Source organism: Mesorhizobium sp. M7A.F.Ca.CA.002.05.1.1 (assembly GCF_003998335.1).
In the GTDB taxonomy this organism is placed as follows: domain Bacteria; phylum Pseudomonadota; class Alphaproteobacteria; order Rhizobiales; family Rhizobiaceae; genus Mesorhizobium.
Genome location: NZ_RZQI01000003.1, coordinates 1 through 14,790, shown reverse-complemented (window position 1 = coordinate 14,790; position 14,790 = coordinate 1). Strand labels below are relative to the sequence as shown.

Annotated in this window: 12 protein-coding genes and 1 pseudogene; 7 read left to right on the top strand and 6 right to left on the bottom strand. The window is 63.7% G+C overall.

Going from position 1 to position 14,790, the window contains the following annotated elements:
* Position 1: 1 nt before the first annotated feature.
* Entirely contained in the window at positions 2–454 is a 453-nt protein-coding gene (locus EN939_RS00440) for a hypothetical protein (RefSeq protein ID WP_127266498.1), read from the bottom strand.
* A gap of 156 nt (positions 455–610) precedes the next feature.
* Here EN939_RS00440 and EN939_RS00435 point away from each other — a divergent pair, with 156 nt between their 5' ends.
* From EN939_RS00435 to EN939_RS00420, 4 genes are all read left to right on the top strand, one after another.
* A complete protein-coding gene (locus EN939_RS00435; protein WP_127266497.1) occupies positions 611–1,990 on the top strand; it encodes an aspartate aminotransferase family protein in 1,380 nt (459 codons plus the stop codon).
* Positions 1,987–3,408, top strand: a complete 1,422-nt coding sequence (locus tag EN939_RS00430; RefSeq protein ID WP_372958882.1) for a glutamine synthetase family protein — start codon at positions 1,987–1,989, stop codon at positions 3,406–3,408. The genes EN939_RS00435 and EN939_RS00430 overlap by 4 nt, the downstream gene beginning before the upstream one ends.
* Before the next feature lie 86 nt (positions 3,409–3,494).
* On the top strand, positions 3,495–4,730 hold the full coding sequence (locus EN939_RS00425) for a putative DNA modification/repair radical SAM protein (RefSeq protein WP_127266496.1): 1,236 nt from the start codon (positions 3,495–3,497) through the stop codon (positions 4,728–4,730).
* A 2-nt stretch (positions 4,731–4,732) separates the two neighbouring features.
* Positions 4,733–6,190 carry a UdgX family uracil-DNA binding protein gene (locus EN939_RS00420; protein WP_127266495.1) on the top strand — a complete coding sequence of 486 codons (1,458 nt, stop codon included), beginning with the start codon at positions 4,733–4,735 and terminating at the stop codon, positions 6,188–6,190.
* Positions 6,191–6,252: 62 nt separating this feature from the next.
* Here EN939_RS00420 and EN939_RS00415 read toward each other — a convergent pair whose 3' ends face one another.
* The 4 genes from EN939_RS00415 to EN939_RS00400 all read right to left on the bottom strand — a co-directional run bounded on the left by EN939_RS00415 (position 6,253) and on the right by EN939_RS00400 (position 10,697).
* The gene (locus EN939_RS00415) at positions 6,253–7,518 is read right to left on the bottom strand and encodes a glycerate kinase type-2 family protein (protein ID WP_127266494.1); all 1,266 of its coding nucleotides are present in this window, start codon (positions 7,516–7,518) and stop codon (positions 6,253–6,255) included.
* Positions 7,515–8,018, bottom strand: coding sequence for a heme-degrading domain-containing protein (locus EN939_RS00410; RefSeq protein WP_127266493.1), 504 nt, complete (start codon positions 8,016–8,018; stop codon positions 7,515–7,517). Before EN939_RS00410 ends, EN939_RS00415 begins: the two co-directional genes overlap by 4 nt.
* 143 nt (positions 8,019–8,161) lie before the next feature.
* Complete coding sequence (gene guaD, locus EN939_RS00405; RefSeq protein ID WP_127266492.1) at positions 8,162–9,478, bottom strand: guanine deaminase; 1,317 nt, start codon at positions 9,476–9,478, stop codon at positions 8,162–8,164.
* A 1-nt stretch (position 9,479) separates the two neighbouring features.
* Entirely contained in the window at positions 9,480–10,697 is a 1,218-nt protein-coding gene (locus EN939_RS00400) for a urate hydroxylase PuuD (protein ID WP_127266491.1), read from the bottom strand.
* Positions 10,698–10,859: 162 nt separating this feature from the next.
* Between EN939_RS00400 and EN939_RS00395 the strand changes: the two genes are divergently transcribed.
* From EN939_RS00395 to EN939_RS00385, 3 genes are all read left to right on the top strand, one after another.
* Entirely contained in the window at positions 10,860–11,780 is a 921-nt protein-coding gene (locus tag EN939_RS00395; RefSeq protein ID WP_027039874.1) for a LysR family transcriptional regulator, read from the top strand.
* A 103-nt stretch (positions 11,781–11,883) separates the two neighbouring features.
* The gene (locus EN939_RS00390) at positions 11,884–12,897 is read left to right on the top strand and encodes an LLM class flavin-dependent oxidoreductase (RefSeq protein ID WP_127266490.1); all 1,014 of its coding nucleotides are present in this window, start codon (positions 11,884–11,886) and stop codon (positions 12,895–12,897) included.
* Positions 12,894–14,159, top strand: coding sequence for an LLM class flavin-dependent oxidoreductase (locus EN939_RS00385; RefSeq protein ID WP_127266489.1), 1,266 nt, complete (start codon positions 12,894–12,896; stop codon positions 14,157–14,159). The genes EN939_RS00390 and EN939_RS00385 overlap by 4 nt, the downstream gene beginning before the upstream one ends.
* Before the next feature lie 12 nt (positions 14,160–14,171).
* Here the strand turns inward: EN939_RS00385 and EN939_RS00380 are convergent.
* Positions 14,172–14,765, bottom strand: a pseudogene (locus tag EN939_RS00380) (XdhC family protein); the annotation flags it as partial.
* Positions 14,766–14,790: the final 25 nt, after the last annotated feature.

Sequence of the window (14,790 nt, the reverse complement as noted above, 5' to 3'; positions counted from 1 at the left end):
CTCACTCCGCTCCGCACGACACCTTGCCGCTGATTTCAACCGGTTTGCCGTCCTGGTCCGTATCCGCCGCGGCGTCGTAGACGGCGAGCGTATAGCTCCCGTCGTAGACGCCTTCGTCGCTGGTCTTGGTCAGGATCGTCAGTTCGACCGAATTGATCTTTTGCGCGACCTCGTGCTCGCGATAGATGTTCAGCCGCAATTCCTTGCCGTCGAGCCAGTACTGCGTCAGGTTGGAATCCTCGAACACCGTCTTGCGCAGGCTGTCGCCGGCAGGCCGGCTCAGAATTTCGAGGTTGCCGCGAAAGTTGAAGGTCGGCCCGCCCATGCCTCTGGTGACGCCTGCCTCGACCTCGAATGTCGCCGCCGTGTCCTCGGTGGAGCACCAGATGCCACCCGACGCGAAGGCAGCGCCAGCCGACGACAGAAGCATTGCCACACACATGATCGTTCGCATTTTACCCCTCCACCTCAATTCCCGCTCATATTGGCGCTGACTTCGGCAGCACGGTCAAGCGCCGCCGCCAAAGGCTGAGCCAACGCAGGGCAGATGCGCGGCCAATTGCGGATGCGGACACGGATTGGCTAAGAGGGATCGACCAGAGGGGTTTTCATGCACAGCGACACGTCCAACACGTCCATCGGCGGCATCGGCCGCGACCGCATTGCCGATTTGCGCGAAGCCGAGGGGGCAGCCTTCCGCAAGGCGCGGCCAAAATCGCAAGCCAAGATCGGCAACGGCCTGCCCGGCTTCTTCGGCGGCGTCCCGATGCACTGGATGAACGATTGGCCGACGCCGTTCCCGATCCTGGTCGGCAACGCCAGGGGCGCTACGATCACGGATATCGACGGAAACAAGCTCGACGATTTCTGCCTTGGAGACACCGGCTCGATGTTTGGCCATTCGCCGCCGCCGGTGGCTCGCGCCGTCCGCCGCCAGGCCGGACGCGGCCTGACCTATATGCTGCCTTCGGAAGATGCGCTGGCCATTGGGCCGCTGCTGCAGCAGCGCTTCGGCCTGCCGTTCTGGCAGATCGCGACGACGGCGACCGACGCCAACCGCTTTGCATTGCGTGTTGCCCGTGCCGTCACCGGCCGCGAAAAAATCCTGGTCTTCAACGGCTGCTATCATGGCTCGGTGGACGAAACGATGGTGCGGCTGATCGACGGCAAGCCCGTCAACCGGCCGGGATTGGCGGGCGAGTTCCGCGACTTGACCCGCACGGCCAAGGTCATCGAGTTCAACGATGTTTCAGCACTCGAAGCCGCGCTTAGGGATAAGGACGTCGCCTGCGTCATCGCCGAGCCGGTGCTGACCAATTCCTGCATGGTGCTGGCCGATCCGGGCTACCATGACGCCCTGCGCAAACTGACACGCCAAACCGGCACGCTGCTTCTGATCGACGAGACGCACACGATCTCGACCGGCCCCGGCGGCTACACGAGGAAATATGGTCTCGACCCGGACTTCTTCGTGCTGGGCAAGCCGATCGCCGGCGGCGTGCCGGCCAGTGTCTGGGGCATGAGCGACGACGTTGCCTCACGCTACGCGGATTACAACAGGACCAAGGAGCCGGGCTATTCCGGCATGGGCACGACACTCTCGGCCAACCCGCTGCAGTTCGCGGCGATGCGCGCCACGCTCGAAGAGGTGATGACGCAGGAAAACTACGACCGCATGGATCATCTGGCGCGGCGGCTCGATGCCGGGCTGACCGGCGTGATCGATCGCTATCGCCTGCCCTGGCATGTTTCCCGCGTCGGCGCTCGTGTCGAGTTCATCTGTGCGCCCGGTCCGCTACGCAATGGCGCCGAGGCGGAAATGGCGCATGCACCGGAACTGGAGGCCGCCATCCATGTCGCGCTGGTCAATCGCGGCGTGCTGATCGCACCCTTCCACAACATGATGCTGATCTCGCCGGCGACCTCGGCTGCCCAGGTCAACCGGCTGATCACCGCCTTCGGCGCGGTTGCGGCGAAGCTTGCGGCATGAGACAAGCGGCGATGGACCACCCCAACGCCATGATAACCTCACCTTCGGGCTCGACACCTGCCGAGGCGCACGCCTTTCTCGGCGCCCATCCCGAGATCGAGGCCTTCGATATCGTGCTGACCGATGCCAATGGCGTCGGCCGTGGCAAGATCGTGCGCCGGCATGAACTGAAGAGCATCTTCGAGGGCGGCCGCCATATGCCGATCTCGATCCTCGGCCTCGACATCACCGGCGAGGATGTGCACGAGACCGGACTGATCTGGACGACCGGTGATGGCGACCTCAGGGCATGGCCGATCCCCGGCACGCTGGTGCCGCTCTACGGTACGAGCCCGCCCCGCGGCCAGTTGCTGATGGCGATGTACATGCTCGACGGCCGACCGATGTCGTCGGATCCGCGCCTGGCGCTGGCTCGGCAGGTGGAGATCCTGGCGGCCAAAGGTCTCTATCCGGCCGGCGCCTTCGAGCTCGAATTCTTCCTGCTGGCCAATGAGCGCGACGCCGACGGCAAGGTGCAGCCGGCGCGCGCGGTGCTCGATGGCCGCGTCTCGGGCAAGACCGAAGTGTATTCGGTCGACCATCTGCACGGCATGGAGCCGCTGTTCTCCGACATCTATGCCGCGGCCAAGGCGCAAGGCATTCCGGCCGAGACGGTGATTTCCGAATATGCGCCCGGCCAGTACGAATTGACGCTGAACTACCGCAAGGATGTGATGCGGGCGGCCGACGATCTGGTCATGCTGAAGCGGCTTGTGCGGGCGCAGGCGCGCCGCCACGGCGTCACCGCCTGTTTCATGGCCAAGCCGATCGAGAAATATGCCGGCTCGGGCATGCATTTCCATGTTTCGCTGCAGGACAAGGCCGGCCGAAACGTCTTTGCCGAAGCTGGGGGCGAGAGCTGGTCGCTGCCGCTGCTGCAGGGGCTCGGCGGCCTGATCCAGACCATGGCGGAATCGATGCTGGTGTTTGCACCGCATGCCAATTCCTGGCGGCGTTTCGTCTCGCAATCCTATGCGCCGGTGGCGCCGACCTGGGGCGTCAACAACCGCTCGGTGGCGCTGCGCGTGCCGGCCGGCGACGCCAAGAACCGGCGCATCGAACACCGGCCGTCCGGCGTCGACGCCAATCCCTACCTGATCGCCGCAACCGTGCTCGCCGGAATCATCAAGGGCATGGACGAAGGTCTCGATCCGGGACCCGAAACGACCGGCAACGGCTATGAGGCAGCGGTCACGCGCACGACCATGCCTGTCGACTGGCGCGCCGCGATCGAAGCGGCGCGGACGTCCAGCTTCCTGAAGAACGCGCTCGGCGAGGACCTGCACCGGACCTTCGTGGCGATCAAACAGTCCGAATATCTGCGGGTGGCACGCACGGTCAGCGAGTTGGATTACCACCTCTATCTGCACGAGGTTTGATGGATTCATGATGGGCGGCGATCACTTTTTCGCCGCCTCCATCAAATGAGGTAGCGGATCTCCTGTTTAGAACATATCATGAACAGATGAGCGCACTTACCGTCCGTGAAAAGCTGGCGATCCTCTCCGACGCCGCCAAATACGATGCCTCTTGCGCCTCTTCCGGTGCAGCGAAAAAGGACTCGCTGAAATCAGGCGGCATCGGCTCCACCGAGGGCATGGGCATCTGCCATTCCTATGCGCCGGATGGCCGCTGCATTTCCCTTCTCAAGGTCCTGCTGACCAATTTCTGCATCTACGATTGCAGCTATTGCATCAACCGCTCGTCGTCCAATGTGCGGCGCGCCCGTTTCACCGTCGACGAGGTGGTGAAGCTGACCATGGACTTCTACCGGCGCAACTATATCGAAGGCCTGTTCCTGTCCTCGGGCGTCGTCCGCTCGCCGGACGAGACCATGGGCGAGATGGTCGAGGTGGCACGCCGACTGCGCGTGGAGGAGAAGTTCTCCGGCTACATTCATCTGAAGACGATCCCGGAAAGTTCGGCGGAACTGGTCGAGAAGGCAGGGCTTTATGCCGACCGGCTATCGATCAATGTCGAACTGCCGACCGACGAGGGTGTGAAGCGGTTGGCGCCCGAGAAGAAGCCGGAGACAATCCGGCTTTCCATGGCCAGGCTGCGCCAGAAGATGGAGGAGAAGGCCGAGCCGACTTTGAAGACCAGAAAGCGCGAACGCTTTGCGCCGGGCGGCCAGTCGACTCAGATGATCATCGGCGCCGACAAGACATCCGACGACGGCATCCTTCACACCAGCGCGCGGCTCTATGGCAGCTATCATCTGCGGCGCGTCTATTACTCGGCTTTCAGCCCGATTCCGGATTCGTCATCGTCGCTGCCCTTGCTGAAACCACCGCTGATGCGCGAACACCGGCTCTATCAGGCCGACTGGCTGATGCGGTTCTATGGGTTTTCGCAGCCGGAAATCCTCGCCGGGAGCAGCGACGGCATGCTCGATCTCGCCATCGACCCGAAGCTCGCCTGGGCGCTGCGCAACCGGGGGCAGTTTCCGGTCGACATCAACCGCGCCGACCGCGAAGCTCTGCTGCGGGTGCCGGGTCTCGGCACCAAGGTGGTGGCAAAGATTTTGGAGACGCGCCGGCATCGGCGCATGCGGCTCGAGGATGTCGGGCGGGTCTGCCAGTCGATCGCCAAGCTCAGGCCGTTCATCATCGCCGAAGGCTGGTCGCCTGGTGCGCTGACCGACAAGGCCGGCCTGCGCGACAGGATCGCCCCCTCCTGCGAACAATTATCGTTGTTCTGATCATGCGGCCAGCTGAACTTGATCTCGCCAGATACAGTGTACGGCTCGACAGCGAGACGGATTTTGCCGGCTGGCGTGACGCGGCACGGCGGCTGGCCCTGAATGAGGTCAGGCCCGAGGACGTCGGCTGGCATGTCGCGCCGGGCTCCGATCAGGCAGAATTGCCTGAAGTGCCTGCGGGCGCGCAACTCGCCGTGCCGCGCGACTTCATCGGGCATGCCGAAACGGCGTTCTGTCATTCCGATCCCGGCCGGTTTGCCTTTCTCTACCGCATGCTTTGGCGATTGCGCGATGAGCCTAAACTGCTGGAAATCGCGTCGGATCCCGACACCAGGCGGCTTGAGGCCATGGAAAAGGCGGTGCGGCGCGACAGCCACAAGATGCACGCCTTCGTACGCTTCCGGAAAATCGGCGACGGTGCCGATGAGCGCTATGTCGCCTGGTTCGAGCCGGATCATTTCATCGTCGAGCGCAACGCCGATTTCTTCGTCAGGCGTTTCACCGGCATGCGCTGGACGATCCTGACGCCCTATGCCTCCGCCGACTGGGATGGCGAAAGGCTGGCGATCGGGCCGGGCGCGGCCAAGGGCGATGCGCCTGATCAGGACGATACCGAGGCGCTGTGGCGCATCTATTTCGAGAACATCTTCAACCCGGCACGGCTGAAGGTGAAAGCCATGCAGAAGGAGATGCCGAAGAAATATTGGCGGAACCTTCCCGAGGCCTCGCTCATTCCAGACATGATCGCAGGAGCGGACAAGGCCGCCAAGGACATGATTGCGAAGATGCCGACAACACCCGCGCCGCACCACGCCAAGGTGCAGGCACGGCATTGGCCGAAGCAGCCCGCCGAAGCACCGGAAGATGATGCAGACACGATTCCCGAGTTGCGTGAGGTAGCGAAAGGCTGCCGCCGCTGCCCGCTGTGGCGCGACGCGACGCAGACCGTCTTCGGTGAAGGCCCCGACAATGCCAAGGTGATCTTCGTCGGCGAACAGCCAGGCGATCAGGAGGATCTCGCCGGCAAACCTTTCGTTGGTCCGGCCGGCAAGGTGTTCGATGCGATCCTGGATGATGCCGGTGTCGATCGGCAAAAGGTCTATGTCACCAACGCGGTCAAGCACTTCAAGTTCGAGCCGCGCGGCAAGCGCCGCATCCACTCCAAGCCGAATTCCGGTGAGATTCAGGCCTGCCGCTGGTGGATCGACCAGGAATTCGAGCTGATCAAGCCGAACCTCGCCGTGGCACTCGGCGCGACGGCGGCGATGTCGCTGCTCGGCAAGGCGATCCCGGTGACAAAGATGCGCGGACAAGTGATCGAGCGCGAGGACGGATTGCGCGTGTTCATCACCATCCATCCCTCCTTCATTCTGCGCATCCGCGAGTCCGCGGACAAGGAGGCTGAACGCGAACGGTTTCTGCAGGATATGAAGCTGGTGAAGCGGCTGATGGCCGCCTGATCAGTCTGTTTTCGCAATTCCGGACGGAAAACCGCTTCACACTTTTCCTGGAATTGCTTCAGCTACCTGATCAGAATCGCCCTGAGATCGTTGACATTCGTGCCGGTCGGGCCGGGTACGAAGAGATCGCCAACCGCGTTGAAGGCCGTCCAGGCATTGTTGCCGGCAAGCATGGCCTTGGCATCGACACCGGCCGAGCGCATGCGCGACACGGTCGAGCCATCGGCGAAGGCGCCGGCATTGTCTTCCGAACCGTCGATGCCATCGGTGTCGGCGGCCAATGCGTGGATGCCTTCGACGCCGTTGATGCCTATGGCGAAAGCCAGCAGGAATTCCGAGTTGCGGCCGCCCTTGCCTTTCGCCCGCAGGGTCACGGTTGTCTCGCCGCCCGATAAGATGAGCACCGGCTTCGAAAATGGTCGGTTGCGCGTCGCCACTTCGCGCGCGATCGCGGCATGGACGCCGCCCACCTCGCGCGCTTCGCCCTCGATGGCATCGGAGAGGATAACGGCCTCGACACCCTGCCGTTTCGCTTCCGCAGCGGCGGCTTCCAGCGATACCCCGGCCGAAGCGACCAGATGCACCTCGTTGCGCGAAAAACGCTCGTCGTCCGGGCTTGGCGCATCGGCGGCCGGCGAATTGATATGCGCCATCACCGAGGCCGGCAGTTTCATGCGATAGGCCGATATCGAGGCCAGCGCGTCGGCGCGGCTGCCTGTATCCGGTACGGTTGGGCCGGAGGCGACCATTGCCGGATTGTCGCCGGGAATATCGGAGACGATCAGCGACACCACCCTGGCCGGCCATGCGGCCGCTGCCAGCCTGCCGCCCTTGATGGTGGAAAGGTGCTTGCGGATGGTGTTCATCGCCGCGATCGGCGCACCAGAGGCGAGCAGCGCCTCATTGACGGCGATCTCGTCGGCCAGCGTCAAGCCGCCGGCGGGCGACGGCAACAGCGCCGAGCCGCCGCCGGAAATCAGCGCCACCACCAGGTCATCCTCAGTCAGATTCTGGACCTTGGCGAGCAGGCGCCGCGAGGCTTCCAGACCGGCAGCGTCCGGCACCGGATGAGCCGCCTCGATGATCTCGATGCGCTCGCAGGTCGCGCCATAGCCATAGCGGGTGACGACCAGCCCTTCGATGGGGCCGTCCCACGCTTTCTCGAACGCTGCCGCCATCTGCGCCGAGCCTTTGCCCGCGCCGATGACAATGGTGCGGCCCTTCGGCTTGGCCGGCAGATGATCCCGGATGGTTCGTTCCGGGTCGGCGGCGGCGATGGCGGCGTTGAAGATGGAGGTCAGGAATGCCTTGGGATCGAGCACGGTCATTCGGCGTCCCGAGGCAATGCCAGGCCGCGCTTGTCGACGCCCAAATGATCGCATAGCGCATCTACGACGACGCCGTGATCCTCGCGCTCCGGCAGTCCGGAGACGGCGATCACCCCGATGACGCCGGCGCCCTTGACGGTCACCGGAAAGCCACCGCCGGCCAGCACGTAGTCGGCAATATCCAGCCCTTCGCCGATCTTGAAGCTGCGGTCCGGGCGCTGCTGTTCCAACACCATACGATAGGTGCTTCTCAGGAACCGCTTGACCACATTGGTCTTGCGTCGCGCCCAGTCGGGGTTCGAGGCGTTCGAACCCGGCATCGCGGCGTAGAACAGCGGCCGATCCCACAGCCTGATATCGACAATGATGGGCATGGCCTCGGCCAGTGCCCGCTCACGGATCGCCGCGCCGATCTCGAAGGCGACGGCCTCGTCGAAGGCCGGGAAGACCAGCGTCTCTTCCTGCTTCTGGATCAGAGCGATGTCGTCCGCAGCGGCCATTTTCTTTCTCCGAAGTCAGTCACAAATCGTGTGTACGACAAGCTCCGCCCGGTCAAGCTTCCGTCGCGGCGATCGTGTTGCCCCGCCAGGGTCGACCCCCACTCCGTCGAGCTGCGGTCCTCTCCCCTCGGGGTGAGGGGGTCTCACCCCGCGATCATATCCGCCTTGGCTGGCCGCCCCGCCACATAAACTTCGCGGACAGTGCGGTCGTCGCCCAGCGTCTGAAGCAGGAAAAGTTCCTGCGCCAGCGTCTCGACAGTCTCCATCCTGAGCCGCATCGCCGGCGTTGCCCTGGCGTCGAGCACGACGATGTCGGCATCGGTGCCCTCGTCCAGCGTGCCGATCTTGTCGGCCACCGACAGCGCCTCGGCATTGCCGCGCGTCATCTGCCAGAAGGACTGGAGCGGGTTGAGCTTCTCGCCGTTCAGCGCGATCACCTTGTAGCCCTCGTCCATGGTGCGCAGCATGGAGTAGTTGGTGCCGCCGCCGACATCGGTGGCGGCGGCGATCCGGATCGGCTTTTCGCGGCGACGAAAGCGCTGATAGTCGAACAGGCCGGAGCCGAGGAACAGGTTGGAAGTCGGGCAGAACACCGCCACCGAGCCACTGTCGGAAAGCGCATCCGCTTCGCGCTCCGAGAGATGGATGCAGTGCCCGAACAGGCTCTTTTTGCCCAACAGCCCGTAGTGCTCGTAAACGTCGGTATAGTCGCGCGACCACGGGTAGAGTTCCTGCGTGAAAGCGATTTCGGCGTGGTTTTCCGACAGATGCGTCTGCATGTGCAAATCGGGATGTTCGCGGCACAGCGCGCCCGCCATCTCCATCTGCTCCGGCGACGAGGTGATGGCGAAGCGCGGCGTGATGGCGTAGTGCTGCCGTCCCTTGCCGTGCCATTCCTTGATCAGCGCCTTCGTGTCGTCGTAACCCGATTGCGGCGTGTCGAGCACGCCGTCGGGCGCATTGCGATCCATCATCACCTTGCCGGCGATGTTGAGCATATTGCGGTCATGCGATTCGGCAAAGAAGGCCTCCGCCGAAGCCTTGTGCACCGAACAGTAGGCGGCAACCGTCGTCGTGCCATGGCGCACCATTTCGTCGAGGAACAGCCGCGCGATGCGGCGGCCGTGCTGGGCGTTGGCGAACTTCGTTTCCTCCGGAAAAGTGTAGGTTTTCAACCAGTCGAGCAGTTCTGCCCCATAGGAGGCGATGACCTGCATCTGCGGAAAATGCACATGCGCATCGATGAAGCCGGGCAGCAGCAGATGCGGCCGGTGGTCGATTTTCTTCGCCGTCTTGCCGGCCTGCTTTTCAACATCGGCATAGGTGCCCGCAGCGACGATCCGGCCGTCGCGGATCAGCAGGCCGCCGTCCTCCTCGTAGCGCCAGGCGGAATGATCGTCGATGGTCTGCGGCCAGCGCACGAAGGACAGCGTGCGGCCGCGCAGAAGTGTCGAGTTCATGCTATCTCCCTGCGCCTTCGAACCAGGCCACCAGCAGCGCCCGCTCCTTGTCGGTGATCTGGCTGACGTTGGCGGGCGGCATGGCGTGGCTGCGGCCGGCCTGCAGATAGATCTCGCGGGCGTGGTTGGCGATGTCGGCGTCGGTGTCGAGCATCACGCCCTTGGGCGCATGATAGATGCCCTCATAGACCGGCTCCGCCGCGTGGCACATCGAGCAGCGGCCGAGCACGGTGTCGCGTACGGCCGGGAAATGCGCTGAAGCGACATAGATTTGCGCCGCCGCAGATTCCCTGGGTTCGCCGGTCAGCACTTTCGGCGCGGTCGACAGCCAGATGATGACAATGAACAGGACAAGTGCCGCCATCCAGGTCCAGGTCGGGTTGCCCTTGCGCGCGTGGACCGAGTTGAAATAGTGCCGGATCAGCACGCCGATGATGAACACCAGCGAGGCGATGACCCAGTTGAACTCAGTGCCGAACGCCAGCGGATAGTGGTTCGACAGCATCAGGAACAGCACCGGCAGCGTCAGATAATTGTTGTGGAGCGAACGCTGCTTGGCGATCTTGCCGTATTTCGGGTCGGGCTTGCGGCCGGCGATGAGGTCGGCGACGACGATCTTCTGGTTTGGGATGATAACCATGAAGACATTGGCCGACATGATCGTGGCGGTGATGGCGCCCAGATGCAGAAAGGCGGCGCGGCCGGTGAACAGGTGCGTCAGCCCCCAGGCGATGAACACCAGCACGCAATAGAGCACCAGCATCAGGCCGGTATCGCTTTTTCCCAGCGGCGAGCGGCACAGCAGATCATAGACCACCCAGCCGACGCCAATCGTTGCCAGCGACAGCAGGATGCCTGTAGGCACCGACATCGGCAGCACGTTCGGATCGATCAGGAACAGATCGGCTCCGGCGTAGTAGACGACGCACAGCATGGCGAAGCCGGACAGCCAGGTGGCGTAGGATTCCCATTTGAACCAGGTCAGGTGTTCCGGCATTTCGGCTGGCGCCACGAGATATTTCTGGATGTGGTAGAAGCCGCCGCCATGCACCTGCCATTCCTCGCCGAAGGCGCCGACGGGCATGCCGGGACGCTGGCGCAGGCCAAGGTCGAGCGCGACGAAGTAGAAGGACGAGCCGATCCAGGCGATGCCGGTGACGACGTGGAGCCAGCGCACGGCAAAACTCAGCCAGTCCCAGAAAATCGCGAAATCCATCATTGAAATCGTCCCTGCCGATCGGGCGACTTTACGGGTTGGAGCGCAAACGGAAAGAGGCGAGGTGCACGATGACTTTCAAAAAAAAATGGAAAATACTAGGGTAGTCACACGCAGCAGGATGGGAGCCGCCCGAAGGCGGCCTCAGGAAAGCCACTAAACCGCATGGCCTATCTCGACAACATTGCCGTCTTCGTTCGCGTGGTCGAACTCGGCAATCTGTCGGCGGCCGGGCGCGACATGCGGATTTCGCCGGCGGTCGCCTCCAACCGCATCAAGGAGTTGGAGAAGCACCTAGGCGTGCGTCTGTTCAACCGCACGACGCGGCAATTGATGCCGACCGAGCATGGCACGGTTTTTTACGGGGGCGCAAAGCAGGTGCTGGAGGCGATCACCGAAGCGGAAGCCGCGGTCTCGGCGCTTTCCGGTCAGCCGCGCGGCACCATCCGCGTCACCGCCCCCTTGGGCCTCGGCCGTCGGTTGGTGGCCTCGGGCATTCCCGATTTTCACGACAAATACCCAGACATCGAGGTGAGGCTGAGGCTTTCGGATCACAATGTCGACATCATGAAGGAAGGCATCGACGTCGCCTTCCGGCTCGGCATCATCGAGGATTCCAGCCTCAGGATGCGCGGCATCATGGAATGCGAGCGCGTGCTGGTGGCGGCGCCGAAATATCTCGAGGCGCGCGGCGAACCGATCGAGCCGCAGGAACTGATCGGCAAGAAGCACGACTGCCTGATGCTGCGTTATTCCGGCGCGCGCGAATATGTGTGGACGCTGCAGACCCCCACAGGCCCGCAGAAATTCGAGGTGCACGGGCCATATGACACCGACGATGGCGACGTGCTGACCGGCTGGGCGCTTTCAGGCCGCGGCATCATCAACAAGCCGCGCTTCGAGGTCGAGCCATTCATCCGCGACCGGCGGCTGAAGGTGATCCTGAGCAGCACGCCACCGACACCGGTGCAGTTCGCCGCCGTGTATCCGCACAAGAAGCTGCAGGATCCAAAAGTGCGGCTGCTGCTCGACTTCATGGCCGAGCGCTGCCAGCGACTGATCAACGATCTGCTAGCTGGGAAATAATGCTGGCCTCCACGTGACCGGCGGTTGGCCCAGCGCCAGCGGTTGCCATCCCCTGAAGTGGCGAACATAGTTCGGGTGGTATTTCGTCTCGCAGGCACCATCGATGGACAGCGGCGCCACAATGCATCTTGCCGTTTCGCTGTTTCCGGGGATCGCCGATCCATCGCCGGAACCGGGATTCAGCCGCCTGACTGGTTTCGTGCAAAAGGCCGAAGCAGCGGGCCTGGACATGGTGCTGCTTGCCGATTCCGCACCGGCGGCCGGCGGCGGTGCCGCGAACAGCCCGATGCCCTTCGAAGCGACCACTTTGCTGGCCGCATTGGCGACTGTCACAAGCAGGATCGGGCTCGTCGCCGCGGCATCGACCGTCGCCCACCAGCCATACAATCTGGCGCGCCGTTTCGCCTCGCTCGACATTATCAGCCATGGCCGCAGTGGCTGGAACGCAACCATGACGCAAGCGCCACGGGAAGCAGCCAATTTCAGCCGGCCCGGGGGATTTTCGCCCGACGATTTCCGCCGTCGCAGTGAGGAATGTATCGGCATCGTGCAAGGTCTGTGGCGGGGCTGGGATGCGGACGCGCTGCTGTTCGACCAGAGCGGCGGCCGCTTCCATGACCCCGAAAAGATGCATTTGCTCGACCATAAGGGCGAGTTCTTTTCCGTGCGCGGACCGCTGAACGTCGCACGCTCGCCGCAGGATACGCCAGTGCTCGTCTTGTCGGGCTTGAGCGAAGCCGACCTGGATATTGCCGCCCGCATCGCCGATGTCATCCTGCTGGATGACGGACCGGTGGAGGGCGCGACAGGACGCTATGACGATATCAGGCGCCGTGTCGCAGCCTGTGGACGCGACCCGGATGCCGTCAAGGTGCTGACGAACGTCGCGCCAACCGCCGATAGTAAGCCGGCTGCCGTCGCCGAGAGGCTGGAAGAGGAATTCCGGGCGAAAAGCTGCGACGGGTTCAACATCCTGATGCCGGCACAGCTTTCAGCGCTCGACGATTTCGTCGATCTGGTTTTGCCGGAACTGAGGCAGCGTGGCCTGTTTCGAGAGAACTATCGCGGCACGACGTTGCGCTCGCATCTCGGGCTTGCCGGCGGAGGTGACCGATGACCGCTCGCCAGATCAAGCTCGGCGCCTTCCTGTGGGCGACAGGCCACCACATCGCGGCCTGGCGCCATCCCAAGGCACACGTCACCGCCGGCACTGACATCGACCATTACATCGCGCTGGCGCGCACGGCGGAAGCGGCGAAGTTCGACATGATCTTCTGCGAAGATGCCGCAGGCCTGCGCGAAGCCAATGTCGGCATTGCCAGCCAGACTTCGCGCTCGATCGGCTTCGAGCCGATCAGCCTGCTTTCGGCGCTCGCCGTCCAGACCAGCCGCATCGGCCTCGTCTCGACAGCCTCGACAAGCTACAACGAGCCCTATGGCCTGGCGCGAGCCTTCCTGTCGCTCGACCATCTGAGCGGCGGCAGGGCCGGCTGGAACCTGGTCACCTCGGCCAGCCCTGTCGAGGCCGCCAATTTCGGCTCGACCGGCCTCAAGCCCCATGCCGATCGCTATGAGCGCGCGCGCGAATTCGCCGAGGTGGTAACCGGGCTCTGGAACGGCAAGCTCGATGGAGCTTCTGGATCCGGACATGACGGCCAGAGCTTTTCGGTTCGCGACCCGCTCGATCTGCCGCGTTCGCCGCAGGGCGCGCCTGTCATGGTCCAGGCCGGCGCCTCGGATGTCGGCCGCGACCTTGCCGCCCGCACCGCCGATGTGGTGTTCACCGCGGCGCAGACCTTCGAGGAAGCGAAGGCCTTCTACGACGATCTCAAGGGGCGTCTGGCGGCCTACGGGCGCGAGCCTGACGACATCAAGATCATGCCGGGCGTCGCGCCAGTGGTGGCGGAGACCGAAGCGGAGGCCCGTGAAAAATATGAGGAATTGCAGGCGCTGATCCCCGACGACGTCGGTGTGGCGCTGCTGTCCAGCTATCTCAGCATCTCCGATCTGTGGCGCTACCCGATCAACGGGCCGCTGCCGGACCTGCCGGAGAGCGAGGGGATGAAAAGTCGGCAGGCGCTGGTCATCGAGCAATCGCGCCGCGACGGCCTCTCTATCCGCGAGCTTGCCCGGCATTTCGCCGGCGCGCGTGGCCATTGGCGCATCGTCGGCACGGCGGCCCAGGTTGCCGATGAGTTGCAGGCGCGGTTCGAAGGCGGTGCCGCCGACGGCTTCAACGTCATGCCCTCTTATTTCCCCGGCGAACTCAATGCCTTTGCGATGCTCGTCGTGCCTGAACTGCAGCGGCGCGGCCTGTTCCGCACGGAGTACGAGGGCCGCACATTGCGCGACCAACTGGGTTTGAAACAGCCGGTTTAGCTGTGGCGCAGCCTAGCCTGCCATCACCCTGCCATGCGGAATTTGATGGTCGGCACTTGAGGTTGCGTTGTGACTGACCAGCGCCGTCATGATCTCGGCCGCCGCCAGCGCCGCGATGACCTGCGGGCGCTTGTCCTTGACGGTGTCGCCGCCGATTGGCGAGACGAGGCGGGCAAACTCAGCTTGACTGCCATCCGCCGATTTCAGGAACCAGTTCCTGAACGTCGCTTTCTTGGTCTTCGAGCCGATCATGCCGACATAGGCGGCATCGTCGCGTTTCAGCGCCTCGGCGACGATCAGGAAATCCAGCGCATGGTCGTGGGTCAGGATGGCGAAGGCAGTGCCGGCGGGAGCATCGCGCACCATCGCCTCGGGCATCGGCGTCAGCCGCATCTCTACGGTTTCCGGCATGCCTTCCAGTGCTTCGGCGCGCGTCTCGATGACGACGCCGTGCACGGGAAGAAGTGCGATCGTCGACGCCAGCGCCTGGCCGACATGGCCGCCGCCGAACTGGTTGCGGTTGCGGAAGCCGAAGAGGCACACCTGCCATATGTCTACGTCTTCGGCGGCAAGCGCGGCATCGACGAGCCGGATCAGCACTTCGACGTCCCGCTAGGCCCGGAAATCGGCC